The organism is Ruegeria sp. BHSA163 (assembly GCF_059613365.1).
The window spans coordinates 1-25,837 of record NZ_JBXWSJ010000015.1 but is presented as its reverse complement, the minus strand read 5'-3'; the positions used below and the strand labels follow the sequence as shown (position 1 = coordinate 25,837).

General features: G+C 49.8%; 24 protein-coding genes. 8 read left to right on the top strand and 16 right to left on the bottom strand.

Going from position 1 to position 25,837, the window contains the following annotated elements; translation table 11 throughout:
- Positions 1–47: 47 nt before the first annotated feature.
- Positions 48–260 carry a hypothetical protein gene (locus tag AC2FNV_RS09065; RefSeq protein ID WP_496773067.1) on the bottom strand — a complete coding sequence of 71 codons (213 nt, stop codon included), beginning with the start codon at positions 258–260 and terminating at the stop codon, positions 48–50.
- Positions 261–515: 255 nt separating this feature from the next.
- A complete protein-coding gene (locus AC2FNV_RS09060) occupies positions 516–749 on the bottom strand; it encodes a hypothetical protein (protein ID WP_170608354.1) in 234 nt (77 codons plus the stop codon).
- 554 nt (positions 750–1,303) lie between these two features.
- Between AC2FNV_RS09060 and AC2FNV_RS09055 the strand changes: the two genes are divergently transcribed.
- Both AC2FNV_RS09055 and AC2FNV_RS09050 read left to right on the top strand, forming a co-directional pair.
- Positions 1,304–1,990 (top strand): fumarylacetoacetate hydrolase family protein, encoded by a 687-nt coding sequence (locus tag AC2FNV_RS09055; RefSeq protein WP_170608352.1) that lies wholly within the window; start codon positions 1,304–1,306, stop codon positions 1,988–1,990.
- Positions 1,991–2,248: 258 nt separating this feature from the next.
- Positions 2,249–2,665, top strand: coding sequence for a VOC family protein (locus AC2FNV_RS09050; protein ID WP_170608350.1), 417 nt, complete (start codon positions 2,249–2,251; stop codon positions 2,663–2,665).
- 15 nt (positions 2,666–2,680) lie between these two features.
- Here AC2FNV_RS09050 and AC2FNV_RS09045 read toward each other — a convergent pair whose 3' ends face one another.
- Positions 2,681–2,938 (bottom strand): hypothetical protein, encoded by a 258-nt coding sequence (locus AC2FNV_RS09045; RefSeq protein WP_170608348.1) that lies wholly within the window; start codon positions 2,936–2,938, stop codon positions 2,681–2,683.
- Between the two features lie 216 nt (positions 2,939–3,154).
- Between AC2FNV_RS09045 and AC2FNV_RS09040 the strand changes: the two genes are divergently transcribed.
- On the top strand, positions 3,155–3,976 hold the full coding sequence (locus tag AC2FNV_RS09040) for a carbohydrate ABC transporter permease (RefSeq protein WP_170608346.1): 822 nt from the start codon (positions 3,155–3,157) through the stop codon (positions 3,974–3,976).
- Here AC2FNV_RS09040 and AC2FNV_RS09035 read toward each other — a convergent pair.
- The 5 genes from AC2FNV_RS09035 to AC2FNV_RS09015 all read right to left on the bottom strand — a co-directional run bounded on the left by AC2FNV_RS09035 (position 3,973) and on the right by AC2FNV_RS09015 (position 9,000).
- A complete protein-coding gene (locus AC2FNV_RS09035) occupies positions 3,973–4,770 on the bottom strand; it encodes a glycerophosphodiester phosphodiesterase family protein (RefSeq protein ID WP_170608344.1) in 798 nt (265 codons plus the stop codon). The two genes, AC2FNV_RS09040 and AC2FNV_RS09035, sit on opposite strands and share 4 nt — an antisense overlap.
- Positions 4,771–4,793: 23 nt before the next feature.
- On the bottom strand, positions 4,794–5,843 hold the full coding sequence (gene ugpC / locus AC2FNV_RS09030) for a sn-glycerol-3-phosphate ABC transporter ATP-binding protein UgpC (protein ID WP_170475671.1): 1,050 nt from the start codon (positions 5,841–5,843) through the stop codon (positions 4,794–4,796).
- Positions 5,840–6,751, bottom strand: a complete 912-nt coding sequence (gene ugpE, locus AC2FNV_RS09025; RefSeq protein WP_170608342.1) for a sn-glycerol-3-phosphate ABC transporter permease UgpE — start codon at positions 6,749–6,751, stop codon at positions 5,840–5,842. Before ugpE ends, ugpC begins: the two co-directional genes overlap by 4 nt.
- An 8-nt stretch (positions 6,752–6,759) precedes the next feature.
- Complete coding sequence (locus AC2FNV_RS09020; protein WP_170475668.1) at positions 6,760–7,641, bottom strand: carbohydrate ABC transporter permease; 882 nt, start codon at positions 7,639–7,641, stop codon at positions 6,760–6,762.
- A 63-nt stretch (positions 7,642–7,704) separates the two neighbouring features.
- Positions 7,705–9,000: an extracellular solute-binding protein gene (locus tag AC2FNV_RS09015; RefSeq protein WP_170475666.1), complete on the bottom strand. Its 1,296-nt coding sequence runs from the start codon at positions 8,998–9,000 to the stop codon at positions 7,705–7,707.
- 133 nt (positions 9,001–9,133) lie between these two features.
- Between AC2FNV_RS09015 and AC2FNV_RS09010 the strand changes: the two genes are divergently transcribed.
- A complete protein-coding gene (locus tag AC2FNV_RS09010) occupies positions 9,134–9,841 on the top strand; it encodes a metallophosphoesterase (protein WP_170608340.1) in 708 nt (235 codons plus the stop codon).
- A 249-nt stretch (positions 9,842–10,090) separates the two neighbouring features.
- On the opposite strand, the gene AC2FNV_RS09005 is transcribed toward AC2FNV_RS09010, so the two are convergent.
- A complete protein-coding gene (locus tag AC2FNV_RS09005; RefSeq protein ID WP_170608338.1) occupies positions 10,091–11,938 on the bottom strand; it encodes an adenylate/guanylate cyclase domain-containing protein in 1,848 nt (615 codons plus the stop codon).
- A gap of 260 nt (positions 11,939–12,198) precedes the next feature.
- Here AC2FNV_RS09005 and AC2FNV_RS09000 point away from each other — a divergent pair, with 260 nt between their 5' ends.
- Both AC2FNV_RS09000 and AC2FNV_RS08995 read left to right on the top strand, forming a co-directional pair.
- Positions 12,199–12,702, top strand: a complete 504-nt coding sequence (locus tag AC2FNV_RS09000; RefSeq protein WP_170608336.1) for an Hsp20/alpha crystallin family protein — start codon at positions 12,199–12,201, stop codon at positions 12,700–12,702.
- Between the two features lie 224 nt (positions 12,703–12,926).
- Positions 12,927–14,519: a trypsin-like peptidase domain-containing protein gene (locus tag AC2FNV_RS08995; protein ID WP_496773062.1), complete on the top strand. Its 1,593-nt coding sequence runs from the start codon at positions 12,927–12,929 to the stop codon at positions 14,517–14,519.
- Here AC2FNV_RS08995 and AC2FNV_RS08990 read toward each other — a convergent pair whose 3' ends face one another.
- A complete protein-coding gene (locus AC2FNV_RS08990) occupies positions 14,520–15,896 on the bottom strand; it encodes an MFS transporter (protein ID WP_496773060.1) in 1,377 nt (458 codons plus the stop codon).
- Between the two features lie 284 nt (positions 15,897–16,180).
- Positions 16,181–17,401, bottom strand: a complete 1,221-nt coding sequence (locus AC2FNV_RS08985; RefSeq protein ID WP_170608331.1) for an APC family permease — start codon at positions 17,399–17,401, stop codon at positions 16,181–16,183.
- A gap of 470 nt (positions 17,402–17,871) precedes the next feature.
- Here AC2FNV_RS08985 and AC2FNV_RS08980 point away from each other — a divergent pair, with 470 nt between their 5' ends.
- Positions 17,872–19,497, top strand: coding sequence for a Na/Pi cotransporter family protein (locus AC2FNV_RS08980; RefSeq protein ID WP_170608329.1), 1,626 nt, complete (start codon positions 17,872–17,874; stop codon positions 19,495–19,497).
- 135 nt (positions 19,498–19,632) lie between these two features.
- On the top strand, positions 19,633–20,040 hold the full coding sequence (locus AC2FNV_RS08975) for a c-type cytochrome (RefSeq protein WP_170608327.1): 408 nt from the start codon (positions 19,633–19,635) through the stop codon (positions 20,038–20,040).
- A 15-nt stretch (positions 20,041–20,055) separates the two neighbouring features.
- Here the strand turns inward: AC2FNV_RS08975 and AC2FNV_RS08970 are convergent, their stop codons facing one another.
- From AC2FNV_RS08970 to AC2FNV_RS08950, 5 genes are all read right to left on the bottom strand, one after another.
- Positions 20,056–21,261, bottom strand: a complete 1,206-nt coding sequence (locus AC2FNV_RS08970) for a cation:proton antiporter (protein ID WP_254442438.1) — start codon at positions 21,259–21,261, stop codon at positions 20,056–20,058.
- Between the two features lie 1,215 nt (positions 21,262–22,476).
- On the bottom strand, positions 22,477–23,472 hold the full coding sequence (locus AC2FNV_RS08965) for an ABC transporter ATP-binding protein (RefSeq protein ID WP_170608325.1): 996 nt from the start codon (positions 23,470–23,472) through the stop codon (positions 22,477–22,479).
- A complete protein-coding gene (locus tag AC2FNV_RS08960) occupies positions 23,469–24,500 on the bottom strand; it encodes a Gfo/Idh/MocA family protein (protein WP_170608323.1) in 1,032 nt (343 codons plus the stop codon). Before AC2FNV_RS08960 ends, AC2FNV_RS08965 begins: the two co-directional genes overlap by 4 nt.
- The gene (locus AC2FNV_RS08955) at positions 24,497–25,336 is read right to left on the bottom strand and encodes a carbohydrate ABC transporter permease (RefSeq protein WP_170608321.1); all 840 of its coding nucleotides are present in this window, start codon (positions 25,334–25,336) and stop codon (positions 24,497–24,499) included. Before AC2FNV_RS08955 ends, AC2FNV_RS08960 begins: the two co-directional genes overlap by 4 nt.
- A gap of 11 nt (positions 25,337–25,347) precedes the next feature.
- On the bottom strand, positions 25,348–25,837 hold a 490-nt coding region (locus tag AC2FNV_RS08950; RefSeq protein ID WP_496773055.1), incomplete at its 5' end, for a carbohydrate ABC transporter permease.

Sequence of the window (25,837 nt, the reverse complement as noted above, 5' to 3'; positions counted from 1 at the left end):
TATCCTGACGGACTTAACTCAAGCAGCCTTGATCGACTGGTGCGTCATCAACCGGCAAAGCTCCATGTCTGCAAAACGTCTCGCGTTTTTGCCTGGTTCAAGGCGTTTGCGACGTCCTTTTGCATCCCCTCAAGTGTCTGATCGTCAAGAACAAGTTGTTCACCAAAGCCACACGCACAGCATGTGATCTCTTCTTTCGTAAACGCGGTATCGTAAGAATCGCATCGGGGGCATTTTGCAAGAACATCGTCGTTGAACATATCGCAACCTCTGACCTGACACAGTGAAGTTAGGGCAGACGAATAAGGTTTCACGTTTTCTATGAATGATTTACCACCAGCGGGGTTGAGATATTTTAGATGGCTTTGTCGGCAATGCGATCGCTCACAGTGATTAGGTGAATGGCAATATCGGTGTCGCGGCGTTGGTTCGGACGATCGTCGCCTGAATGATAAAGGACAGAAATTACGCGTGAAATGCCGGAAACTGCAGTATTATTCTATAAAGAAACCTAGCTATATCGATCTCTGTGTGGCTGAGATGACAAGCCAAATCACCACTCCGACAACCAAAATAATAAAACCTTGTTCTATAACGTCACCAGATGTCAATTTCGCGATAAACTGTTGTGAGGCATAGTACACTCGATCGGCACCAGAAAAATACGTGACACGAAACATGCTCATACCAACGACGGCGCAACCAATAATCACGACGCCCCAAATAAGTATCGAAACAAACTTAGCCATTCAAATATCCCCCAAAGAAACAGCGCTTAGAGTAGCACAAAAACGAGATTTAACCTTGATTTTGGCGGCTAAGCTGCGTTGAGTTGTCGTTTGCAGATTAAACAAATGGCTGCGCCGATCGAGCGACTTGTCAGGGGATTTTCTATGTTTTGGTGCGATCAGAGTTCCTAAGTCATTTATTTGAAAGAAAGATTGCGCGAACTTGTTCACTGCTTAAAACTCATAAGCGAAATTTTTATGGGCTTTTGAATTTCAGAAGCAGGAGATGTCCCGAACTAGTATTGTTTCCAGTTTTCAGTCAATGGCGGGAAATTTGATCTAACGTTCGGATCAGCGGGCGTTGGGCGTTCGGCGTGGGAATACGTTTTGTGCTTCCTGACTCTCGACGATGGCGCAAGTTATCCGTGTGGGAGTGAACGAAACTATGGTTGGGACACCGTTTTCAAAAAGCAAATCATCTGTACTAAATGGAGCACATCAGGATACTTTTCGGCTTAGCCAAACAGTCACTCGAATTAACAAAACGGTTTTCAATTGTTTGCTGGAAAGCATAGATGCCCGAATACTCTTTTCCACCTCACCCTCAAGTTTCCCTTCCTGTATTGGGATCGACGGCTGTTTTTCCAGTGCGTCGAGTATACTGCGTCGGCAGAAATTACGCAGCCCACGCTGTCGAAATGGGTCACGACGCCGATCGTGAACCACCATTCTTTTTTCAAAAAAATCCGGACAATTTGGACCCTTCGGGTGAGTTTCCGTACCCGTCTATGTCAGACGACGTGCACTACGAAGTCGAACTTGCAGTCATGCTGAAGTCCGGCGGCGTCAACATCGCGGTCGAAGAGGCTGCACGCCATATTTTTGGGTATGCGCTGGCTGTTGATATGACTCGGCGGGACTTGCAAAGACGGCAAAAAGAGCTTGGTCGTCCATGGGAGGTCGGTAAGGCCTTTGAACGATCTGCTCCGGTTGGGCCAATTCATCCGGTATCTAGCGTCGGATTGATCGCTGATGGTGCTATTACCCTGTCGCTGAACGGAAAGCTTCAACAAGTGGGGGATGTCAGTCAAATGATTTGGAAAGTTCCCGAGATTATCTCGTACCTAAGTGAATATTTCGAGTTGGCAGCGGGTGACGTTATCCTCACTGGAACGCCGTCTGGCGTTGGATCGGTTCGAAAGGGAGATGTGATCGAAGTCGCTGCCGCCAATTTGGGAACCTTTGATGTCAAGATTGTATGATCGTGGGTTGGTGACTAAAAGTAAGGCTGCAAGATTGGATTTTGCACAGTTTAGTCGTGAACGAGGCTCGCCAGCGTTACAGTCTCCGAAAGCGGTTGCGCGCGCAAATTGTTTCAATAAAGACAAAGTCCCCAAGGCGGGCAGTCGCCCAGCATTTGGGTTAGTGCGACACAATAACTAGCGTCTGCCGTATGGCAGTTGAGCAGTTTTCCCGTTACTTTTCTGGTTGGCATAAGACATAGTGATCGGCGTCCTCCAATGAAGCTTGAATTTCATCATATCAACTTTGTCTCGAAAGATGTGGACCAAATGCATGACTTTTACACGAGGTTGCTGGGTCTCGAAGATATCCCTCAGGAGAATTTTCCGCGCACTCAAGCGACAGGTGAGACCGGGTATGATGGCAAGATCAAATTTGCCTCAGATGGTGCAGTGCAAATGCACCTTGCAGAACGCCAGCTTGATGTCGCCTTCAAGAATGGGCAGGTGATCAATCCAGTAGACTGTGGACATATTGCGTTCCGTACCGATGATATTTCAGCGGTACTTGAAACCCTCGAACAAGAGGGGATTCCGTATTCTGACTACGGCACAACCTTTGCAAAAGAATGGCACCAAGTTTTCTTTCTAGATCCAGAAGGAAACGTCATCGAGGTTCATCAACAAGTCGGATGATTTTCTCTCTGATGATTACGAAACTTCGTCCCAAATAGTCTGCCATTCGTCGGCCACGGAACCCGGGTGTCTATACTTTCCGGCGCGTCGGTACCAATACTCTGCATTGCCATCGTCACCCTCGATCCGATGAACCAGTGCGTGAATCCAGTCAAATGTCGGCTCACCCTCGTAATCCTGGCAGATCTCATGCGCCTGCTCCATTTGGTAGCCCGCCTTGAAATGACCGTTCTTTAGTAGCTCTAGTGATTTTATCAGCAACTGTTGGTTCATTCGGTTATTCCGTTCAGACAGTTTGATTTATCCACAACATTGCACAACGGTTGCAGGATGCACTAGCCAAGTTCAAAGCGGAAAACATTTTGCACAAAGACATCTCTGACAAGAAAAGAAGAAAAATCACAAACCTGCACCTGTCTTGTGTAATCGGTCTCATGGTAGATTGTTGAGCGGCGCAAAGTAAGTGTTGGCACCAAAGTTATTATGAACATGCGCAGAAAGCACTTCGGAACTGTACTCGACCATATTTTACTGGTCTCATTTACAATTGTTATGTCTGCACCCTTGGGTTTGGTATTCTGGAACGCTGGCAAAACAGGGGGGTTGTCTGCTCGAGGTCAGGATGCTGTCACGTCAATGGATGGATACCTGGAGAACTTGGCATTCTTCCGCGATTTGGCGGCAAACACAAAGGCGGCCGATTTTTCGTGGATGCTTAGCTCAAGCATGTTTTTGGCCTTGGGAATTGCTACGGTAACAACGGTTGTGGCATTTCTTGCAGCCTACGCAATGACCCGTTTCCCTGGTCGTATACCCAAAATTTGCTTTTGGATAACGGTTGCGACCTTGTTGTTCCCGGTAGAGGCAAGAATTCTAAGCACCTTTGATGTCGCCGCTGACTTGGGTTTAATCGACACGTGGCCCGGTGCGATTTTACCAGTGTTGCCGTTGGCTCTTGCAACTCTGGTTTTTCGACAGCACTTAAAACTGATCCCAGAAGAAATTTTTGAAGCCGCTTTGATGGACGGCGCTGGCGCCATACGCATATTGCGGGATTTTCTGGTTCCATTGTCGAAAGCGCCAATCGGCGCGGTTTTTCTAATTTCATTTGTGTTCGGTTGGAATCAGTATCTGTGGCCACTTATCATTTCGGTGGACGATCATATCTATCCCTTGATGCGCGGATTAAACTTGGTTGTAACCGGATCCGGTCCCGGATTAGTTGTTGCATCGGTTTCGATGCTGCCTCCATTGCTACTTGTTCTTGGGTTTCTTCGCCTGATGACCCAATTGACGGCCATACGAAGCTAAAGTGTATTGAGATAGTCAGAAAGTTGTCGAGCTTGGTCAGTCATTATAACGCCAACGCCCGCTTCAATTAATTTTCCCCAGACCTGATCCGGACTGGATTTTGCAAGCGTGTCACTTAATCCGCAGCAGTGAACAGGATCCAGAGTGTAGGTCGAAATCTTCATTTGATCACCGGCAACTCGGCAGGCCTCTGCAAGCTTATCAATGTCGTCGAACCACAACTCAGCGCAGGCTATGCCGGCGTTTCGTAAATCTGCAATATGACAGAGGTCTGCGGTCGATAGATTAACCTTGGCCATGCCCATGAGACCGCTTTTCTCTTCGAGCGCGAGCAGGTTTGAAATTTCGTCTTTGGTCGACGTGTCTATTTTGATCGAGCCGCTAAGGGTGCTCGATTTTTGCTCCAGATACTGTGCGACTGCTGCAGTTTCACTGGGATTTTTTACGTCAACGTCAAAAAAGGCACCTTGGGGCAGATCAGAGAGCAGCTCCGAGAAAAGGGGCACAGTTTCGCTGGTGACCTGTTTCGAGCTTCCTCCGGAACCTTCGCGCAGTCTAATTCGCGAGATGTCTTTTGCAGTGAATTCGGAAACGCGGCCCGTATGATCGGTCATTCTATCAAGGGTATCGTCATGAAAGACGACGGGCTCACCGTCAGATGAAAGCTGAAGATCTATCTCGACGATACCGTATGGCGTCGCCTTGTGGATCGCTGCCAGCGAATTTTCCGGCAAGGGACCCCACAGACCCCGATGGACTGAGATCAAAACATTGTTCTTGCTGTTCCGAAACATTTCTCGGAACCGATTTTTTGCGTTCATGTCAGGATACGTTGACCAGTGGCCTCGTCGAATAGAAGCACGTCATCGGGTTGAAAACCGATTTTTATGTGGCCCGAAGGAGCAGGTAGGTCTGCGTCTTGGGCCAACGTGATTTCCTGACCGCCAATGTGACCGTGAACAAGCCGCGTCGCGCCTAAATCTTCTAAAACTGTGACATCAAAACCAAAGCCAGCCTCGCCATTCACGATCTTGATGCGCTCAGGCCGAAGACCCATCTGCACTCTGCCCGAGTGCTTGACTGAATAGGGTATCGACTGCCCGTCAATTTCCAGTGACTCTCCGGTTGTCGTTGCTTCGAGCATGTTCATGGGCGGAGCCCCGATGAAGCTGGCAACGAAAGTCGTGGCCGGGTTGCTGTATATTTCTGCAGGGGTGCCGATTTGTTCGATTTGCCCGGCATTTAGTACAACAATCCTATCCGCCAAAGTCATCGCTTCGACTTGATCGTGAGTGACATAGATTGCAGCAGTCTTGAGACGGCGTTGAAGCTTTTTTATCTCGAGTCGCATCTGATTTCTCAGCTTGGCATCCAGATTGGACAAAGGCTCGTCAAAAAGAAAGATGGCAGGATGGCGAACGATTGCTCGCCCCATTGCAACGCGTTGTCTCTGTCCACCTGATAGCTGGCTTGGTTTACGATCTAGGAACTCCGCGATCTGCAGCAATTCGGCGGCCTCTGACACTCGGGTGTCAATTTCGGCCTGTGGTGTCTTTCGGTTTTTCAGACCGTAAGCAAGGTTCTTGCGCACCGACATGTGAGGGTAAAGAGCGTAGTTCTGGAAAACCATCGCGATATTTCGGTCTGCGGGTTCGAGTTCGTTGACAATTCGTCCGGCAAGTTCGATTTCACCTTCGGTTACGCTTTCCAATCCGGCAACCATTCGCAGCAGTGTCGACTTCCCACATCCGGACGGCCCGACAAAAACCACAAGTTCTCCGTCCTCAACATCAACAGATACGCCTTTGACCGCATCGGCGCCGTTGGGATAAACTTTTTTGACGTTTTTTATTTTGAGGGTCGTCATTTTTCCTGCTCCACCAGGCCCTTGATGAACATCCTTTGGAATATCAGGATGACCGCAACAGGTGGGATCATCGCTAACATCGCCATAGCAAGGGCTTCGTTGTATTTCGGAATGTCGGCGCCAATCATGTTCTGCATGACTTGTTTGATGCCTCGAACGAGTGTGAAATAAGTTTCATCCGTCGTCATAAGAGTTGGCCAAAGGTACTGGTTCCAGCCAACCACGAACATGATGATGAAGATTGCCGCCATCATTGTCCTGGACAATGGTACGAGGATGTCGATCAGAAAACGCCAGGCATTTGCTCCGTCGATCCGCGCCGCTTCAAGCAATTCATTAGGAACTGATTTGAAAAACTGCCGGAAAAAAAACGTACCGGTCGCAGAGGCAATAAGCGGAAGGATCAACCCTGTATAAGTATTCAACAAACCAAGCTGCTGGACCACTTCGTAGGATGGCAGAATTCTGACTTCCAAAGGGAGTAGAAGCGTTAAGAAAATGATCCAGAAGGCTAGGTTGGCAAATGGGAATCTGAAATAAACGATGGCGTAAGCAGCAAGCATCGAAATGACAATTTTGCCAACGGCGAACCCAATTCCGAGGATGAAACTGTTTTGCGTCATTAGCCATCCGGTAACTTCTCCGGTGAAGCCACCTTGTTGGTTCAGAACAGTTGAGTACGTTTGCGCAAATTGGTCTCCCCAACCGAGCTGCATACCTTGGCGGTGAATCAGCACGTGGTCGAAACTTGACGTGGTGAATGCCACGACCAGTGGCGCCATCATCAAAAACACGCCGAACCACAAAACTACATGGTCGTAGATACGCACTCCACCGAAAGTTTTTCGCGATGGTGCCGGTTTTGCATGCGGAACAGAGGCTGACTGTTCAAGCTCGGTTGTTGTCATGTTTCACCTCAATTGTAATGCACGCGGCGTTCGATCAATCGGAATTGGGCGATCGTCAACGCAAGCACGATGAGCATCAGAATTACGGATTGCGCGGAGGAACCCCCGAGATCATTGCCTCGAAACCCGTCACGATAGACCTTGTACACAAGCGTCACCGGAGAGTTGCCAGGCTGATCCTTTACGATCAAGTCGATGGTGCCGAAGGTCTCAAACATTGCGTAGGTAATATTCAAGATCAGTAAGAAGAAAGTGGTCGGCGCAAGAAGCGGAAAAGTGATGGTCCAGAAACGACGCGTCTCGGACCTGCAATCAACACGGGCGGCCTCTTTTACGGAAGTTGGGATAGACTGGAGCCCCGACAGAAAGAAAATGAAACAGTAAGGTACTTGCTTCCAGGTAGACACAATGATCATCGCGATTCCTGTGTCCCAGTAATTGACTCCTACGCGCATTTCCCAACCAAAGAGGGCTACGAACTCGACGAGCGGGCCAATGTGCTGGTCGAATAGCATGACGCCTATCAACCCAGCAACGGGAGGCGCAATTGCGTATACCCACATCAACAAGGTCTTGTATGTGGATTTTCCTCGCAAGACTCGGTCGGCAGAGACGGCGAGCATTAGTCCAAGTGCAAGGGACATCAGCGATACGATGACTGTAAATACTGCCGTGAACCAGGCCGTGCGCTGGTAGTCAGAACCTGTCAAAGCAACCCGATAGTTGTCGAGACCGACGAATGTCGCGTTACCAAAAAACGGGTCTTCCAAAAAAAAGGATGATCTTATTGCTTCGGCAGCAGGCCAAAGAAAAAAGACCGCAATGATCCCCATTTGCGGCAAGAGCAAAAGATACGGAAACCAAGGGTTTCTAAACTGGGATTTTTCCACGGCGACCCTTCCCCTTGAGCGCGATATGGGGCAGGGGCGAGAACCGCCCCCACCGTTGTAAAATCAGTTCGTCTTCGAGAAGCGTTCGAGCAGCTGGTTGCCTTCTTCTTCGATCACGGCAAATGCCGACTCGACGTCGGTTTCACCTGCAAAGATGCGACCATACTCGCGGTTCATGACGTCACGAATTTGAACGTAGAAACCCATTCGATAACCCTTTGAATTATCACCGCCGGGCAGTGAAAGTTGCAGGATGCCAACTTCAGCCTGTGGCTTCTCCTGGTAATAACCGGATGCCTTTGTCGCTTCGTACGCAGCGGTTGTTATCGGCACATAACCGGTTTCAGTGTGCCAGAACTGCTGAATGTCTGTCGACGACAGGAACTTGAAGAACTCTGCAGAAGCTTTGTTTTCTTCGTCCGAATGACCCGAGAGTGCGAAAAGTGCTGCGCCACCAATGAAGGTCTGTGTCGGATTGGCCGTAACCGACTCCCAATATGGAAGATAGGTTGCCGAGAATTCAAAATCAGCCGAGTTCAGAAGACCGCCAAACGAGCCGGACGAGCCGAGCCACATGGCGACTTCCTGGTTCTCGAACGGAGTTTGGTTATCGCCCCAACCGGCGCCGTAATAGCCATACCAACCGCCATCCAACCACTCTTTAACTTTCGAGAAGTGCATCTTGATGGCGTCGTTGTTCACTAGAATCTTGGTGCCATCGGATCCATCAAAACCATTGTTGTTGGTCGCAAATGGAATGTTGTGACGTGAATGGAAGTTTTCGGTGAAAATCCATGGGCTGTGCGACTGCGCAAGCGGGATGTAACCTGCCTCTACGATTTTTGGCGCGATAGCCTCGAATTCTTCCCAGGTTTTTGGTGGCTCAACACCAGCTTTCTCAAGAGCGGCAACATTATAATATAGAATTGGCGTCGAAGAATTGAACGGCATGCCGACCATCTTACCATCCGAGTCAGCATAGAAATACCGGACGCCGGATATGTAGTCGTTTGCATCAAAGTCTATACCCGCCTGTTGGATTAAGTCTTCGGCTGGTATTACCGCTCCTTCAGCACCGATGATCGTAGCAGCACCTGCGTCAAATACTTGGACGATGTTCGGCTGTTCACCAGCGCGGAATGCCGCAATTGTCGCTGTTAGTGTGTCTTCGTACCCGCCTTTGTACACCGGGGTCAAAACAATCTCGGACTGCGATTCGTTAAATTTGTTTGCGATCGCATTCACAGTTTCGCCCAACTGCCCGCCGTGGGCGTGCCACCATTCAATTTCAGTCTGCGCGAGGGCTGGCACAGTGAAAAAAAGGGCTGCCGCGGAAGCGGCAAAAGTAAGCTTCTTCATCATTGAACTCCCAAATGTGTATTCCTTCCGCGTTCTTATGCGCGATATTTGCAGTTTTTGTGAAACATCGGGCAGAGTCCAGCATTATACCTGCTGCAGTGCAGCGGTTAGAGCTAGCGAGGTTAAGAAAATCATGCGGTTTCTGTTTGTAACGGACCTTCACCTACGGGAAACTGACGTTGATGATTTTTCAACTCATGTAAGGATTGTCGACGCCGGACTAAATTTCGCTGGCGAGAACTGGCCAGACGCCGAGTTTTGCGTGATCGGAGGCGACATAAGTGACGACGGCACCCGGTCGACCTATCGCTGGCTTAAAACCCGCCTGCAGTCATTGCCGTTTCCTTCAATTCTTATACCCGGTAACCACGACAACCGGTCGGTTATGCTGGAAGAGTTTGAAATCGAAAGCCCGTTTATTCATTCAGCCGTGGACTTCGGTCAATATCGATGTTTGTTCCTTGACACACTCGACCCTGGTAATGACAGCGGGTTTATGTGCCCCGAACGCCTGACCTGGCTTGAAGCTGAAGTCAGCAAGGCGGGCGAACGCCCAATAATAATAGTAATGCATCACCCACCATGTGACATCGGCGATCCGATCCTGGATCCGATTAAATTAAGAAATTATAGAGAGTTGGCAGATGTCCTGGAACCTGCCAACATCGCTCAGATTTTCTTCGGGCACATTCACCGCAACCTTGCGACGACATGGAATGGAATTCCAGCGATGTCACTTGCGCAACCAAATAGAGACTTGCCGACATTGTCAGTTGAGCTTGTTGGCGATCGTATTGCGTCCACATACCGAGCATCGCGTTCCAATCTCTCTGGCAGGTGAATACAGTTTTTGACACATCGGTTTTGCATCGGGAAATTACGGAAAATAACCAGTTAAACGTCTGTATAATTCCGGATGCGCTCGCTCGCCCAGAGTTCTATTAATTGCGGCTAAGAATAGAAGAAGTTCAACACGTAACTACTTTCACTGATGAAGAAAATTATGTTTTCGGGGCAGGTAATTTTTGAAACTGGACATTCGGTGCCTGAAATCTCAGTTGATTACCTGGCACAAATCTTCGGGTTTTAACTAATTCACGTTAAGAGAATATATTTCAACCAGCTCCTCTCTCCCGCGAAGTTTGTGCGCGCCGATGCGCTCGAACTCAAGCGGTTTGACCAAAGCGCTTCGGACGGAACTGGAGGTGAGAACATTTACTTCGGATTCCGAGTTTCCCAAACTTCTACCAGCTTCTTCGAGCCTTTGCGCAACATTTACTGCATCTCCGACAACCGTGTAGCTGAGCCTGCCTTCGCTGCCTATATTCCCTACAACGACCCGACCAATGTGAATCCCAATTCGTAACCTGACGGGGTGCAACAACCCTGCCTCTGTTCGTTTGTTAATGTTGAAATCCTTGATCCACCGAGCAATCTCAATCGCCGCTTGGCATGCCAAATCCGCTGCGTCATCCTGATGTTCCAATGCGCCCCAGATTGCCATCACAGAATCTCCGATGAACTTGTCGATGGTACCGCCGTTTCTTTGAATACAATCGGCCAGCCCGGCAAAGTGTTCGTTCAAAAATAGCGCAACCTGAGGCGCCGTGAGATGCTCAGACAGAGTTGTAAATTCAACGATATCCGTGAACATTATTACGACATCGCGATGCGATGAATTTATTTGCTTACCGGTATGATGGCGCATCAATTGGCGCACCAGTCGTTTGGGTACATAAAGTTCAAACCAGCGCAACCCGTCGAGCATAAAGTTGTAGGAACGTGCTGCCTCGTCCAATTCTCGGAAGAATGACCCTTCGATTTCAGCGATGTTGGAAATATCCAGGTCATGAACTCGCTTGGCACTGTCAGACAACCGCCGGACGGGTTGCGCAATCTTTTGACCGATTAGGGCTGCCATTCCAGCCGAAAGCACTGCCATGACGAGGCAAAAGATAATGGCCCACTTCAATCTGGCTGCTTCTGCGATGATATCGTGGGCTTCAAAATATGTGGCTACGGTCAGCGGTTGTGCGCCATAGCTCGACAACTCATCAAAGAAAATGACGTATTCCCACTCTGCGTAGGCAACAAAGCGCGTGTTTGTGCCGGTCAGAAAGTACTTTGCGACGCTAAAGCGATCATTCGGCTGCCACATAGCCGAGACGATAGGATCTGAAAACCGGTCTTGCTGCGGAAGAGGCGCCGAGCGGTTCAAACCAGAATAACCAAACGCCATAAGTGGATGCGCCAGAACGGAATTTCTTCCATACAGCATAAAAACATTTGCGCCGAACTCCACTTCTTGGTCAGCCAAAAATTCGGAAAGCTTCACAATGGAAACCCAAGCTGAAAGGACGCCGACTATTTTTCCTTGCCGAACAACTGGTTTTTGATAATTCAAAAGAGCCTGACCGTATTCTTCTCTCCAGAGTATGTCACCCCAGCGGTATTTTCCTGTCTCGATTGCACTATTTACTAAGTTCAGCAGGTCCACATCATCGCCGAGCTTCAAAAAGATCGGCACAGTCTCGTCCTGTACGCGTTCGACTCCGGTCAAGATTTGATCTCGGTCTATAAACTGAAGACGCAAAATCTGGGGAGTAGCCGAAACAGCACCTAGCAACAGGCTGACGAATTCCTCAGAACCATCAGGTTCGACTTCGTCGGAGGCAATCCGACTTGCAATAAAGTCAACTTGGTCGGAAGCCGCGGTCAGATATCGCTCAACCTGCTGACGTTGAGCACCAATAATCAGTTCCGCCTTTTGTGTTAACAGCTCTGAGGTGTTTCTATAGCCAACGATCAAGCCGACACCTAGAACTCCGGCAACAGAAGTAAGAACAAAGAAGCCCAATCCAAGCGCCAGCGCAACGGACATGGAGGCATGCCACTCGCCACCATTCGATGCATCAGATTTTGTTTTCAAGCCCCCCATGACACGTCCTGTGAACGAGCCTGCATTAAAGCTTTCTTCAATAAACTATATACAATTTGTTGAATTAGTTAAAGTTTCGCATGTCTGCTTGGGAGCCTATCGGAAACCCCGGCACATGCCGTGTACCGATGAACGAAAACACCCGAAAACAATGTAGCCACTCAAGTTCCAGATAGTTTGAGCAAGATCAAAGCCTGCCAGTGCATTTTTCGGCACACTTAGCTGGCAAGCTGATCTCGCAATATTAGGAGGTTTTTGGAATGCTCGAAGAAAAGAAGACCCCGCAACTTACCACTGGAATGCACCCCTTCACTGATCATTTCCGCCGCGAAATGGAGACGATGATGTCACGGTTTTTTGGTGGACCTACTACGTTCCAGCCAATGGATACGGCGGCGCAGCGGACGGGCTTCCCGTCACTCGATATGACTGGCGCTATTTCTCCAGCGGTCGACATAAACGAGACGGATGCGGAAATTGTTTTGACGGCCGAACTGCCCGGATTAGGCGAAGACGATGTCGACATAGAAATCAAGGATCGCCGACTTACGCTGTGCGGTCAAAAAAAGATCGAATATGACGACAATAGCAATCTGTATGTAAGCGAACGAAGCTATGGCAGCTTTGTTCGGGCGATGACGTTGCCGGAAACGGTCGATATCGAAAAGATCACCGCGGAATTCGACAAGGGTGTTTTACATATCAAAATGCCAAAAACCGAACCACGGGATCCAAGCCGAAAGATCACGGTTTCCTCTAAGTGATCCGCGTTAGTTCCACAAAATACTCAGTTTTTCTTTCATCGCCCCTTCGGTCTATCGGGTCGAAGGGGGTAAAGCGGGCAGCGCTGTGTAAACTGTTTCAGGTGATGGTTTGGAGGCGTCACGGAAAATCTTGCGGCATTCAAAAATCGCTGTTTTTTGGCAGCGATAGGTTTTTAGATTTCGCGTGCTAAAGTGTTCAGGTCACCTTTGAACGGGGGTCGATAATGCAGGAACCGGGCGCGAGTGATACGACATCACCGTCGGATGCCTTTGAAGGTGACGTACGTGCATTTCTTGAGAGCTTGACTGGTCCTTCGCGCGGCAATGTAATCTGGCTGGTTGATAACGCTCTGACAGTGTCTGTCGATGAGAGCCGTGCCTTGGGTCTTCGGCAGAAGAGTGACGTGCCGCCCCATGATGAAGATTTCGCGACACTTCAATGGTTAAACGGCGTGTATACGCTGACTGCGCTGTCCGGACGCAATTTATGGGTCAATGGGCAAAAAGTCTCGTCGACTGCCCTTGGACATGGCGACATGATCGAGTTTGGCGAACATGGGCCGATTTCTCGGTACAGGGTGTGCAATCATAAGTTTCCCGCGCGCCATACAGTGGAAGACATTCTAAGTGACGCTTATGCCTACGCTCGAACGAGCCGCCGACCTTTCGCAAAAAGGGTGTCTGGCGCATTGCGAGAAAGTGGTCGTCGGCTTGCGTCACAGACTACTGTTTTGTTCCGGATTACTGTCCTCGCCTCACTGCTTCTTATCGCAGGTTTGGTATTTCTGCTTTATCAAAACGACAGAAAACTTGCGGAAAGTATTCAACAGGAATCCCGCAAAATCGAAGCGGTTGCTATTATGCTTGCGCAAACGCGGGAGGACGCGATAACCCCTGAAGATTTGAGCGCTTTGAGGAGTGCGTTTGAAAACCAAGCTATCGCAACCGAGCAACGTCTTGGAACACTTGAACAGAGGGCAGGGGCGCCGACACGGATTATTGACGCCTCGACGCGATCTGTCGCCTTTGTTCAGGGTGCATATGGCCTGCGTCATTTAGAAAGCGGTAAACTTTTGCGGCATGTATTGGGCCCAAACGGAGAAAAGCTGCAAACCCCGTTTGGACAGCCTTGGATAGAACCGGATGCAACTGGTGAGCCTGCGGAATTTCAATTCACAGGTACAGGGTTTTTGATTGAGGGTGTTCCATTACTGGCGACCAACCGCCATGTCGCGTTGCCGTGGACTTCTGGCGATAGGGCGAAGGCTCTCAAAGGCGCTGGTCTGGAAGCAGAAATGTTGAGGCTGGTGGCCTATCTGCCCGGTCAGGCTGAGTCAATCGAGGCTAAATTAAACCAGTTCAGCGAAACGGCCGATCTGGCGCTTTTGTCAGTCGACCCGGACCGGGTTGAAGGGCTAGGTCTGCCACTTGCAAATGACCAGCCCCGAGCTGGCGAAGAAGTTTTCCTGTTGGGATATCCGACCGGCCTCAGGGCGTTGATCGCGCAGGCCGGTCCGGATTTTCTAGAAACGCTTGAGAAGGATGGTTCTGTCGACTTCTGGACGATAGCCGCTCGGCTTTCTGCGCAAAGCCAGATTCAACCTCTCGCCAGTCGGGGAATCGTTGCTCAAACTAACCCGGGCTCTGTCGTATACGATGCAGAAACCACAACCGGTGGAAGTGGTGGGCCTGCGTTAAACAGAAAAGGAGAGGTAGTCGCAATAAACGCTGCGATTTTGCCAGAGTTTGGCGGGTCAAACATTGGTGTTCCAGTTTCACACCTAAAAACACTACTGAGGGATTCTTTAAACCAGTAATTATTCACTGGTTTGAAAGCGTGACTTCTGCACGAGGAAAATAACGGTAAGCGGAACCACAACAGAGATTGTTGCCACCGCGATCAGCAAGTGCCCCAGTTGGCTGTAGTCAGCAGTCGACGTCACGACGCCCGTATCAGGGTTGGTAACCGCGCGTGTGACAATGAAATTTTGATTCAGGTACTTGGTACTGAGGCTGCTCGCAGACAGGGCCATGTTGGTGAAAGATGCCATCACCGCGAAAAAGGTTGCTTTGAGTTGTGGAGGAGCGTTTCGCGCAATCCAAGCCAACATTGGAACCATCGCTATTTGTCCTAACGGTGACTCTACTGCGGTGTCTAGAATGGCGATAAATCTTGCATCGACTATTCCTCCGGTGCGCGCGGCAGTCCATTCGTGCACCCCGTAGTACAAAGCAAGATTTGGCAGAGCGAGGACGCCTGCGGCGATCGTCAACATAAACACAACCTGTGCGATTGAGCGGTTGGCCATATAGGGTCTAAGAATTATCAGTCCGAGTAATGCAAGCAGAGACGTCAACAAAGCGAGTACAGCCAGGAATTGCTCGTCAAAACCAAGCTCATCGATTTCGAACCAGGTCAGACCAGGACCCGGCAAAGGAACCGCCCGGAAAACAAAAATGATAATTGCGGTTCCGATCAAGGCTTGTGCTTGTTTTGGATCCAGCTCCTTAAGTAGGCGAGACATAAGGTAAAGGATAACCGTTAGCGACACTGCAAAAATGGTCTCTTGCGCAAACTCGAAATTCGCGGTTCCCAGCACGATGCTGAGCACAACAAACGCAAGGCCGCCCAGCAAAATCGGCCACTTGACCTCGGTTGCTTCTTCCGGGGCATGCGGCGGGTGCCCCTGACGAACGCGCTTACGCTGGATAAAAGTGTGAAACACAACTCCGCTAACGGACAGCATTGGTATGACCAGCGCAATCAGATAGACTTGACCGTATAAAGCGAGACGTTCGGTCTGTTGCAGATCTTCGGTTCCGGAAAAGATCCATATGTTGACCGCCGCAACTGCTGCAAACCCGGAAATGATTGAAACTCGGCCCAAGGTTTGCATCGTTGTATGCTGCGCGCGTGTTTCTTCAGGCGTAAAGGGGTGGCCGTTGTTGTCCACTTTAGGCACTGCCTCGACCGTCATTGCATCGGCGACGACATCCTGAATGGCATAGCCTGATGGGGCCAAGAGAAGCGCAATCACGTACCAGTCTTCCAGCGGCATAACGTCGGCCATTCGACCGGGTGCCGATACTAGCCCGTACATTGTAAGCAAGGATAGCGTAATCAGAGATGCACCAAACAGGATCAGAAGGGACTTCCAACGCCAAAACAGGTCAACGATGTGCCCCAACGGCATTTTTAGTATCCACGGGAGCCCAGCCCAAAACGCTAACCCTGCCACAAAAGCTGCTGATAAATCGAGGTAATCTTTTAAAAAAAAAGCCCCGACCACCGATGTCAAACCGGAAACTCCGGCTGCAAAATATACCATTAGCGGCGGCAGGTACGACCATTGCAGTTGTTGTGCCAGATCAACAAAAGTTCTGTGCCACCAAGCCGACAACTGTGCGCCTATGGAAGTCTGTTCCCTATTCATATGTCAGCGGTGCACGTCAATTATGGCCCTTTACCTTTTGATATTTATAGAAAACCTGCCGCGAACAGCAGTGCGCTGGTTACTACGCCAAGAATGGGTACGAACAAAGGAACTCGGAAGTGTAACCCAGCGGCATCGGGCCTCGTCTTCAGAAGGATTAGTGAAAGATTTACCAATACGAAGACACCCAGCACGATCTGAGAGGTACGTTCTGCCAGCGTACCAATTGGAAGAGTTTGTGTCAGAAACAAGATCGTTCCGACTACTAACACTGTTGCAACAACTGGTGTCTGAGTGATTTGAGGCACCGTAGCCAGAATTTTCGGCAGATGACCCCGGTCGGCAAGGCCATATATTACTCTCGAAGCCATGATCATTTGGATCAAGACACCGTTGACAGTAGCCACGATTGCAACTGCTGCGAAGCCCTGCCTGATGGCCTCTGGCGCATTCGAAAATACCAATGCAAGAGGGGCGGAAGACGTCGACAGGACTTCTATCGGAACCACAAGCAGGACAGTCACCGATGTTCCCAAATACAGTGCAGTCGCAAGAACGAGCGTCAATAAGATGGCTTTTGGGATCGTACGCTTCGGTTCTTTCACCTCTTCTGCGACGTTGGCAATATCTTCAAACCCGACGAATGCGAAAAACGCCAAAAGCGAAGCCGCAAAGATCCCACGCCAGGTGTCTAGTCCAAGCCCGGGTATCATTTCGGAGATTGCATATCCTTGCGGTTCCTGAATGGACATGCCCCAGCCAATTACAAAAAGGAGGCCCGTAATTTCTACAATCGTTATTACTGCAGCGACGAAAACCGATTCAGTAATGCCCCAAAGAGCTATAAGCCCCATTACCAATACAACCGAAATAGTAAGAAAAGCGGTCCCAAGACCTGTTAATGCGTGAAGGTATGAAGCAGCGCCAATCGCTACGGCAGATGCAGATATGACACCGGATGCAGCGACTGAAAGACCAACGAGTACGGCCATCCAATTTCGTTGGAACCCAGCCTCGACATAGGCCGCTTCACCCGCACTCACGGGATATCGCGTTGCAAGTTCGGCGTAGGATAATGCGGTCAACGAAACAACAAGTGCTGCGATAAGAAAAGAGAAGGCGGCAAATGGGCCGGCGACATCTGCCGTCGCACCCACAAGCACATAAATGCCCGCCCCGACAGTGACACCAAGACCATATAGGGTCAGCAATGGAGTCGTCAGAGACCTTCTTAGCTTCGGTGACGATGAATCAACTGTGCCCATGGAACTTGCTCATAGCGCATTCTTTTTTGTTCATGCAGCCAAAGCATTGCCGATGAGACTGCACAAACGACGCTGATTCAATTGTATCCTGCGTTGATTTTTGCATCGGTTATTTCTCCGACCAGATTTATGTCGAGTGATACCTGTCCTACACGCTACGTCAGATTAGATCTTTTGCCAGCCAAAAAGGGGTTCGCTACCTTTTCGGTCGAACCCCCTATGTGGAACTTCCACGTTTTCAAATATCCGTTCACCGTTTATTTTGCTTGGGGACAGGGTGGTAAACGAAGATCAATTTGAAACACACGCATCTCACAATACGAATGTGAAATGCGCTTTGATCTATGTCAACCAAAGCGCCCCGCCGGTTTTGCGAGGTTTAATCCAAGGCGTCGCAAGCTCTCGTTATCGGACAACAACGAAAGCGAGGTATTTGGCGGCGCCAAACTGATTGTGGTTATTTGTTTGTTATGCTTTTGGATATTTTACCAGCATTAGGCGGCATCGGCCTCTTCCTTGTCGGAATGCTGCTAATGACAGACGGGCTTAAGGCTTTGGCCGGAGCCCGTCTGCGGGACATATTAGGCAGATTTACATCGACGCCGTTTACTGGCGCAGTGACCGGCGCGGTCACCACGGCTGCGATTCAATCGTCCAGCGCAACGACAGTTGCAGCAGTCGGATTTGTTGCCTCTGGTCTGCTTACTTTTCCGCAAGCGCTAGGGATCATATTTGGGGCAAATATCGGAACGACCATGACTGGCTGGTTGGTCGCCCTGTTAGGGTTCAAATTGGACCTTGGGCAAGTCATGTTGCCCGTTGTCTTTGTCGGGGCACTGCTTGCACTTTCCTCGAAAAAGTCGATCTCCAGCTTTGGGCTGGTATTGGCTGGTTTCAGTCTGATTTTCGTTGGGATCGAGCAATTAAAGTCCGGCTTAGATGCATTTCGTGGCGTGGTGACTCCTGCCGACTTTCCCTCAGATAGCCTGCTTGGGCGACTGAAACTTGTTCTGATAGGAATCCTGATCACAGTTGTTACCCAGTCTTCCAGCGCAGGCGTGGCAACGGCCTTGGCTGCGCTTAGCGCCGGTGCAGTGAATTTTCCCCAAGCCGCGGCTCTGGTCATCGGAATGGATGTTGGAACCACATTCACCGCAGTTCTGGCCACGCTAGGCGGTGGAACGATGGCGCGACGAACTGGGTTTGCCCATGTGATTTACAACTTGATGACAGGTATAATGGCGTTTTGTCTGTTGGGACCGTTTGCTGCGGTCGTTTCAAATTGGTCAAACCCCGAGAGTTCTTTGACGGCACTCGTCGCGTTTCACACCTTCTTTAATTCTCTTGGTGTTTTGCTGATCCTGCCTTTTGCCCGACCATTCGCCAGGTTAATAGAGGCTTTGATACCTTACCGGGGTGCAGTTCTCACGAATTCTCTGGATCCTCTAATTTTGGATATGCCCGAGGCAGCAGCGGACGCGGCAAAGGTCGCTGTGGATCGTATTGTGACGGCCGCCACTGCGCATCTTCGATCGGTCATGGGCGTCATGCGATCAACCGATATCGATTATGGGCGGACCGACATCGAGACGGCTTTGTTGGAAACGCGTGCGTATTTGGACAAAATAGAATTATCCAGCAAGTCCCAGGAGCAGATATCCAGTATCAAGGGTATGTATCATATTCTCGATCACCTTGACCGGTTGCTGTATCGATGCGGCCAAGAAGAGAGGATTCGCGAGTTGCCCCGGGATCCACGGCTGAAGCGTCTCGCATTGGTAGTTGTTGCAGCGACAGATAGATACTTGGAGATTGACGATCCTGAAAAATGCGAAAACACACTGAACCGGGTGCGGCGCTTCTTGCGGCAACAACGAAAACTGCGTCGAGACTTGCTAATATCCGATGCGGCGACAAACAATTTGCCTGACGAAGTGGTCTGGTCGCGGCTTGATGCCCTTAGGTGGCTACATCGAGTTTCGTATCACCTTTGGCGTATCCGAAAGCATTTGAATTTGCTCGAGGGCAAGTCGAAAAGCGACAGCCTAGCATCGGAAAGCTCAGACGAGGCGCAATTTGATGTCGATATGGACTGATTGCACAGATGATTTGCCAACCTCATCACGTTGATTTCCTTATTTTTGGGCAGACAATATGAGCGAAGTCAAAGAACTGTCCCGGTTTTGCTGCGTAATGTAATATTGAGCAAAGTTGGGGCGGAGGAGGAAGAGATGCCAGTTTTTCGCGGGATATTGATAACACTTTTGGCTGCTGGAAGTGCCTTGGCTCAGGAAGTGAGCGTTCAGGAAGGAAATGATCTGTATCGAACCTATTGCTGGCAATGTCATGGACTTGAAGCAACTGGGGACGGGCCGATGGCGGAAATGCTGGCTATTCGCACACCCGATCTGACCAAGCTGGCGGCTCAGAACGATGGTGTTTTCCCAACAGAACTTGTAGCTCGCCAAGTAGATGGAAGATCGATGGTACTTGCTCATGGCGGTGAAATGCCGATCTTTGGCGCCGTTTTCGAAACTGATCAACAAACAGCGATAACTTTGCCGAGTGGTCAGAAAATGATGGCGGGACTGCCGCTCGCAAGTTTGCTTATGTACTTGGAAACAATACAGGCTGATTAGAAGTTGACGGGCGTTCTAATATCTTTCAGCGGCACGTCTGATTGACATCAAAGTCAGCGGAGGACCCAAAACTTCAAATACGACCGTACTTGCCAGAGTAAAGGCCATGATGGACGCGGCCCAATTTGGAAATTGTTCCCCGGCAACCAAGGCCATTCCAACAGCCACACCAGCTTGTGGCAACAGGGCAGGGCCATACCAAAAGGCTTCTCTATGTGGCAAACCGCCCAAGCGCGCTCCGCAATAGCCCCCGACAAGGCGCGCAATTGTTCTTGAGGCCAGGAACATGGCGCCGGCCCAGCCCATTAGGCCGAGGGCTTCAATGTCCAACGTCGCGCCTGCCAAAAGAAAGAACAGAATCATAAACGGCCACTGAATATGTTCAATCTCATGAAAAGGGCGGTCATGGTGACGCGCCAGATTACTGACAACTGACCCCGCAACCATTCCGGTTATCAGAAACGAAACTTCCAGCCAAAGCGCGAGGCCAGCAGAAAGAAAAACGATTCCCACAGCCTCGGCCTGCATCGGTTCACCGGGCTTTAGTCGACCAGTAAGATAGGCCGATGGAACGCCCAATGCGATTCCCAGAATAAATGCGCCTCCTAGATCCCACAGTGCATCAAGTGTTACCTCGGTCCAGCCATTAGCGTGACCAGCCAGAACCAGAACAACGCTGAAAACGATCAGTCCCCAAGCATCGTCAATTGCAACTATACCCTTGAGTGTTTCAGTGAAACCATTCGAAATTCCGGACTGTTTGATCACGTCCGTCATAGCAGCGGGCGCGGTAGCGGTTGCTATCGCGGCCAAAACCAATGCCAGCCCCGGCGCCAACCCAATTGCTGTCAAACCGATCGTTACGACTAAGAGGGTCGCTACCACGATAGAAATCGAAATCGCCAGAATAGCTCGCCCGTGCTGTATCAGGTTCCTCTTTGTCAGCGATCCGCCAAGAAGAAACGCCACCATCGTTAGCGCTACAATGGATACTTCATCAAACCACATTGCAACGTCGGTCGGGATCAATCCCAAGCCTGCATTCCCCGCGATCAAGCCAATAAACAGCAAGGTTGTAACCCGAGGAAGATGCGTGACCCTGCCGATCTGATCCGCCGCCAATCCGGCAAGAAAAAGAACACCTAGTGTTATCAGAAAACCGGAAATATTCATCCAGGACCAAGTGCGACAAGCGATATACAAAGTGCTAGTGAGAATCATTCTACATGCAACGGTGCTTGGTAGGAACCGGTGAAATATCCTGGGTCCTGTTCAAGACTGAAGGGCACAAAAAGGGTGTAGAGGTAATACCTCGGAAGATTTCAGTAAGACCTAGTAGGCAACAGTTTTTCAGGGTGCGGAGGTGAAAGTTCGCCCTTTGATAAAGTCCAATACACGCCTCTTCAGACTTTTGTTGACGCCTTCAACAAATATGACGCTCTGAGACTCCCGCCTTAAGTATGCTGACAGGACATTCCTGGTTTGTTTAAAAATTCTGAAAGAAGTTTTGTGATCTGTTTTATAGCACTGATCGCGAACGGTGCAGTATCATCAACAAAATGGTCAGATTACGCAATAACCCAGCCAAGTTCAGTGCGATACCCATTCCGAAATAATTTCCCACGATACCTCACATCCTGAGGCCGTCATTCCCAAGTCTTCGCCGCGTGAGCCCGTTGCAGTAACAACCATCTGCGCATGTTCTGTTATTTTCTTTTACGAATCGACGTGTAGGTGCACCTGCGTTTCCATTCGGGCTTCCCCTTTGTGATTTGGCTCAGCCCGATCTCGGGACGCTGTCCAAGTATTTTTTTCAGTACGTTCAAAATCGAATGCAACCCCTTCGCGATCACTGGAGTCAAAGGGCTTGGTGTGTGTTATGCGGATCAAAACTCCTTTTGCTTGTGCAATCTAAAGTAACGAATCTGAACATCCGGTCTGAGAGAGCAGATTACTTTCTATGGACCGCTGACCATCATGTGGCTGGATGTCTTCTGCCTCAACTGGAAACGCTCAAAATGTAAGGCCGATAAGCAAGCTGAAAGTACGTTTAAACATTCCTTTCTTTCATTGTTGATTGATTGTTTTGACTTGCAACGGTTTTCGCAAAAGCCGATTTCCCAGTCGGAACCAATGGAGTTTTGCGGGTGCTATCGGCATCGTCTTGCGTCGACCTCGACGGCAATTTTACACCGGAAGTTTCGCGATTTGTCCTGATCAAATATTCATCTCTTTTTCAGTATTAGTATAGAATTTACGTTTAATTTTTGTTAGTTTATGATTAAGGAAAGGCCAATTAAAATATTGAAAAAAATAATAAAAGTCACAAATGGGTGTTTTTTTGAGTTGAAGAAATTTATGCGAAAGAAGGGCTTCAGAATGCCTCGTTTGTATCCCAAATCTCAAAGTCCGATCATATCGCCCACAAAGTTGGACTCAAGCGACACGGGCACCTTTTTGGTCAAAGCTATATGTTCGGTCTGGATTATATCCGAACCGGACTGGTTGCCCCGCAGCTACTTTATGCTGACCGAATAACCGCGCGGTGATCTGGTGATCCTGCATCATAGCAACCACGTTTGTGTCGCCTCCCAAATGCTCGACATGTGTGACGCGCGCGGAAATTGGACCTTCGTCAGCCAAATACAAATCCTCAGGTCTTATTCCCGTAGTAACCTCCGCGTTGTCGCCGATAAGGTCGGCGGGGAAGAAATTCATGGACGGAGAACCTAGAAAACCAGCGACAAACTGGTTGGCGGGGTTGTTGTAAAGCTCCATCGGGTTACCGACTTGTTCGACGCGCCCGTCTCGCAACACGACGATTTTATCAGCCAAGGTCATGGCCTCGGTCTGATCATGAGTCACATAGATCATCGATGCATCAAGTTGTTGATGAAGGTTTGCGATTTCCAACCGGGTATTCATTCGCAACGCAGCGTCCAGATTGGACAACGGCTCATCAAACAGAAACAGCTTAGGCTCGCGGACGATGGCGCGTCCGATGGCAACGCGCTGACGTTGTCCACCCGACAGCTCGGATGGATAACGGTCCAAATAGGGCTCAAGATTCAACAACTTGCTGGCTTTTGCTACACGTTCTTCGATGACCTTTTTGCTTTGACCCTCCTGTTTCAGCGCCAGCGACATATTCTTGCGCACATTCAGATGGGGGTAGAGTGCATAGCTTTGAAAAACCATTGCTATGCCACGCTTTGATGGTGGCGTAAGGTTCATAATTTCGCCGTCGATGCGAACTTCACCCGAGGTTACATCCTCAAGCCCCGCAATCACGCGCAGCAAGGTGGACTTGCCGCAACCTGAAGGTCCGACAAATACCACGAATTCTCCTTCGTCCACTTCGATATTGATGTCCTTAAGAACTTCAACGGTGCCAAAGGATTTGTTCACATTCTTCAGCGTCAGGGCGGTCATTGGTCTATCTCTTTCAGCGAAATGGGTCGGCCAGTGCGGATGCTTTCATCGGCGGCCAGACAAATGGCCAGCGATTGAACCGCGTCGTTCATGTGGCGGGTTAGGTCGATGTCTTGGGCAATAGCGTGAAGCATATAGGCCTGTTCAGCGTCGCAAAGCTCTTGGTGACCAGGTTCGTCGGGCATATCGATCTGCCGATCACCGTCTGGACGATGAATCAAGATCCCACCGACTTTTGTGTGCCCATCGATATCTGATGACGCCCCTTTGTTGCCATCGGTGATCGAAACGGAACCATTTGGTGAAACGATATCCTTAACGAAAAATGCCGTCTCAGACATCATCGGCCCCCATCCGGCCTCGTACCAGCCGACGGAACCATCCTCAAAAACGACTTGAAACTGGCCGTAGTTGTACATTTCCGGATCGATTTCATCGCTTAGACGTAATCCCATGCCATGTACGCGCACCGGATCGGAGTCGGTAATCTGGCACATCACGTCGACGTAATGCACACCGCAATCAACGATGGGAGAGGTGGTCCGCATCAACGCTTTGTGGGTTTCCCACTCGTCGCCACTACTTTGTTGATTCAGGTTCAGGCGGAATACGTAAGGTCCGCCAAGATTTCGGGCTTCGGCGATCAATCGCATCCATGACGGGTGATGGCGCAAGATATAGCCAACGACAAGTTTACGATCCGTTTCGACGGCCTTGTCGACTACCCGCCGAGCATCGGCAACAGTGGTGGCCAGAGGTTTTTCTACGAAAACGTGCGCCCCGGCTTCCATTGCGGCACAAGCATACTCAGCATGACTATCAGAATAGGTGGCCACAACGACTAAATCTGGTTTTGTATCAAGCCCTTCTTCGAAAGATTTAAACCGTGGATATTTGAGTAGATCTGTCGGCAATTCAATGTCGGACCGATTGACCAGCCCTAAAATTTCGGCGTCGGGGTGTTTGTGCAGGGCCAGAGCATGACTGCGTCCCATGTTGCCGAGACCTGCGATTAAGGCTCGGGTCATTTGACTGCTCCTGATGTTATTCCGCGGATCAGTTGGCGTGAGAAGATAACGTAAAGGACTAAAACAGGTAGGATCGCCATGCTAAGCGCCGAGAGAACCGCGTTCCAATCAGTAACGAACTGGCCGATAAAGACTTGGCTGCCGAGGGTGAGGGTCTTGGTCTCTTCCGCCGGCGCAAGGATCAGCGGGAACCAAAGGTCATTCCAAATTGGGATCATGTTGAACACGGCAACGGTGGCCATTGCAGGACGAACCAACGGCAGAACCAGTCGGAAAAAGATCGTGTATTCCGACAGGCCATCTACGCGGCCTGCATTCTTCAGATCGTCCGAGACTTGCCGCATGAATTCCGAAAGGATGAATACAGCCAGAGGCAGGCCTTGTGCGGTATACACAAGGATCAACGCCCACAGAGTGTTAACCAGGCCTGTTGCCACCATCAGTTCAAGAATTGCGACCGTGCCGATGCGGATCGGGATCATGATACCAAGGGCCAGATAAAGACCCATAAGCGTGTTGCCTTTGAACCGATATTCACTGAGCGCGAATGCGGCCATAGCACCGAATAGCAGGATGAACGCAAGCGATACCACTGTTACAATCAGCGAGTTTTGAAAGTAGAGGAAAAAGTCACCCTGCTTCATCACAGTTTGATAACCAATCATCGAAAAGCTTTCGGCGTCCGGCAGGGCCAACGGCTCTCGAAAGATAGCCCGACGCGATTTGAAGCTATTGATAATGATCACAAAAACAGGGAACAGCGCGATTAGAGTATACAGAATTAAGGCGCTGTGCATGGCAACGTTGTTCAGCGGGTTTGAGCGTGCTTTATTCATTTTTCAGACCCTTACAACTGATACCGGCGCATCCGGGTCTGTATGCCGAACAGGTAGATGCAGACACCAACAAGGATGATCGCGAACATAGCCCCGGCAATGGCCGATCCCATGTGAGGATCCCCTAGCTGGAGCTGAAATCCGAAAAATGTCCGATACATGAAAGTTCCCAGAATATCGGTTGAGAAGTCTGGCCCCGCAAGCGCGCCCTGTGAGACGTAAATCAAGTCGAACGCATTGAAGTTACCCACGAAAGTTAAAATCGAGATTATACCTATTGACGGGAGAATCAGCGGTAGTTTTATTTTCCAGAATGCGGATGCTCCGGTAATACCGTCGATCTCGCCGGCCTCTAAGATTTCTTCAGGGATCGAAAGCAATGCGGCGTATATCAGCATCATCGGAATGCCGACGAATTGCCATACCGATACCAGTGCAAGCGTTGTCAGGGCATATTCTTCTTTGCCAAGCCATGGGGCGAAAAGTGATTTCAGCCCGATT

Excerpts from the sequence above, each read along its gene's own strand:
- ugpC (WP_170475671.1), bottom strand. The coding sequence starts at position 5,843 with ATGACGACCCTCAAAATAAAAAACGTCAAAAAAGTTTATCCCAACGGC.
- AC2FNV_RS08955 (WP_170608321.1), bottom strand. The coding sequence starts at position 25,336 with ATGAATAAAGCACGCTCAAACCCGCTGAACAACGTTGCCATGCACAGC.
- ugpE (WP_170608342.1), bottom strand. The coding sequence starts at position 6,751 with ATGACAACAACCGAGCTTGAACAGTCAGCCTCTGTTCCGCATGCAAAA.
- AC2FNV_RS08985 (WP_170608331.1), bottom strand. The coding sequence starts at position 17,401 with ATGGGCACAGTTGATTCATCGTCACCGAAGCTAAGAAGGTCTCTGACG.
- AC2FNV_RS08980 (WP_170608329.1), top strand. The coding sequence starts at position 17,872 with ATGCTTTTGGATATTTTACCAGCATTAGGCGGCATCGGCCTCTTCCTT.
- AC2FNV_RS08970 (WP_254442438.1), bottom strand. The coding sequence starts at position 21,261 with ATGATTCTCACTAGCACTTTGTATATCGCTTGTCGCACTTGGTCCTGG.
- AC2FNV_RS08965 (WP_170608325.1), bottom strand. The coding sequence starts at position 23,472 with ATGACCGCCCTGACGCTGAAGAATGTGAACAAATCCTTTGGCACCGTT.
- AC2FNV_RS09005 (WP_170608338.1), bottom strand. The coding sequence starts at position 11,938 with ATGGGGGGCTTGAAAACAAAATCTGATGCATCGAATGGTGGCGAGTGG.
- AC2FNV_RS09060 (WP_170608354.1), bottom strand. The coding sequence starts at position 749 with ATGGCTAAGTTTGTTTCGATACTTATTTGGGGCGTCGTGATTATTGGT.
- AC2FNV_RS09040 (WP_170608346.1), top strand. The coding sequence starts at position 3,155 with ATGCGCAGAAAGCACTTCGGAACTGTACTCGACCATATTTTACTGGTC.
- AC2FNV_RS09045 (WP_170608348.1), bottom strand. The coding sequence starts at position 2,938 with ATGAACCAACAGTTGCTGATAAAATCACTAGAGCTACTAAAGAACGGT.
- AC2FNV_RS09000 (WP_170608336.1), top strand. The coding sequence starts at position 12,199 with ATGCTCGAAGAAAAGAAGACCCCGCAACTTACCACTGGAATGCACCCC.
- AC2FNV_RS08995 (WP_496773062.1), top strand. The coding sequence starts at position 12,927 with ATGCAGGAACCGGGCGCGAGTGATACGACATCACCGTCGGATGCCTTT.
- AC2FNV_RS09010 (WP_170608340.1), top strand. The coding sequence starts at position 9,134 with ATGCGGTTTCTGTTTGTAACGGACCTTCACCTACGGGAAACTGACGTT.
- AC2FNV_RS08975 (WP_170608327.1), top strand. The coding sequence starts at position 19,633 with ATGCCAGTTTTTCGCGGGATATTGATAACACTTTTGGCTGCTGGAAGT.
- AC2FNV_RS08990 (WP_496773060.1), bottom strand. The coding sequence starts at position 15,896 with ATGCCGTTGGGGCACATCGTTGACCTGTTTTGGCGTTGGAAGTCCCTT.
- AC2FNV_RS09015 (WP_170475666.1), bottom strand. The coding sequence starts at position 9,000 with ATGAAGAAGCTTACTTTTGCCGCTTCCGCGGCAGCCCTTTTTTTCACT.
- AC2FNV_RS09055 (WP_170608352.1), top strand. The coding sequence starts at position 1,304 with ATGCCCGAATACTCTTTTCCACCTCACCCTCAAGTTTCCCTTCCTGTA.
- AC2FNV_RS09050 (WP_170608350.1), top strand. The coding sequence starts at position 2,249 with ATGAAGCTTGAATTTCATCATATCAACTTTGTCTCGAAAGATGTGGAC.
- AC2FNV_RS08960 (WP_170608323.1), bottom strand. The coding sequence starts at position 24,500 with ATGACCCGAGCCTTAATCGCAGGTCTCGGCAACATGGGACGCAGTCAT.
- AC2FNV_RS09035 (WP_170608344.1), bottom strand. The coding sequence starts at position 4,770 with ATGTTTCGGAACAGCAAGAACAATGTTTTGATCTCAGTCCATCGGGGT.
- AC2FNV_RS09065 (WP_496773067.1), bottom strand. The coding sequence starts at position 260 with ATGTTCAACGACGATGTTCTTGCAAAATGCCCCCGATGCGATTCTTAC.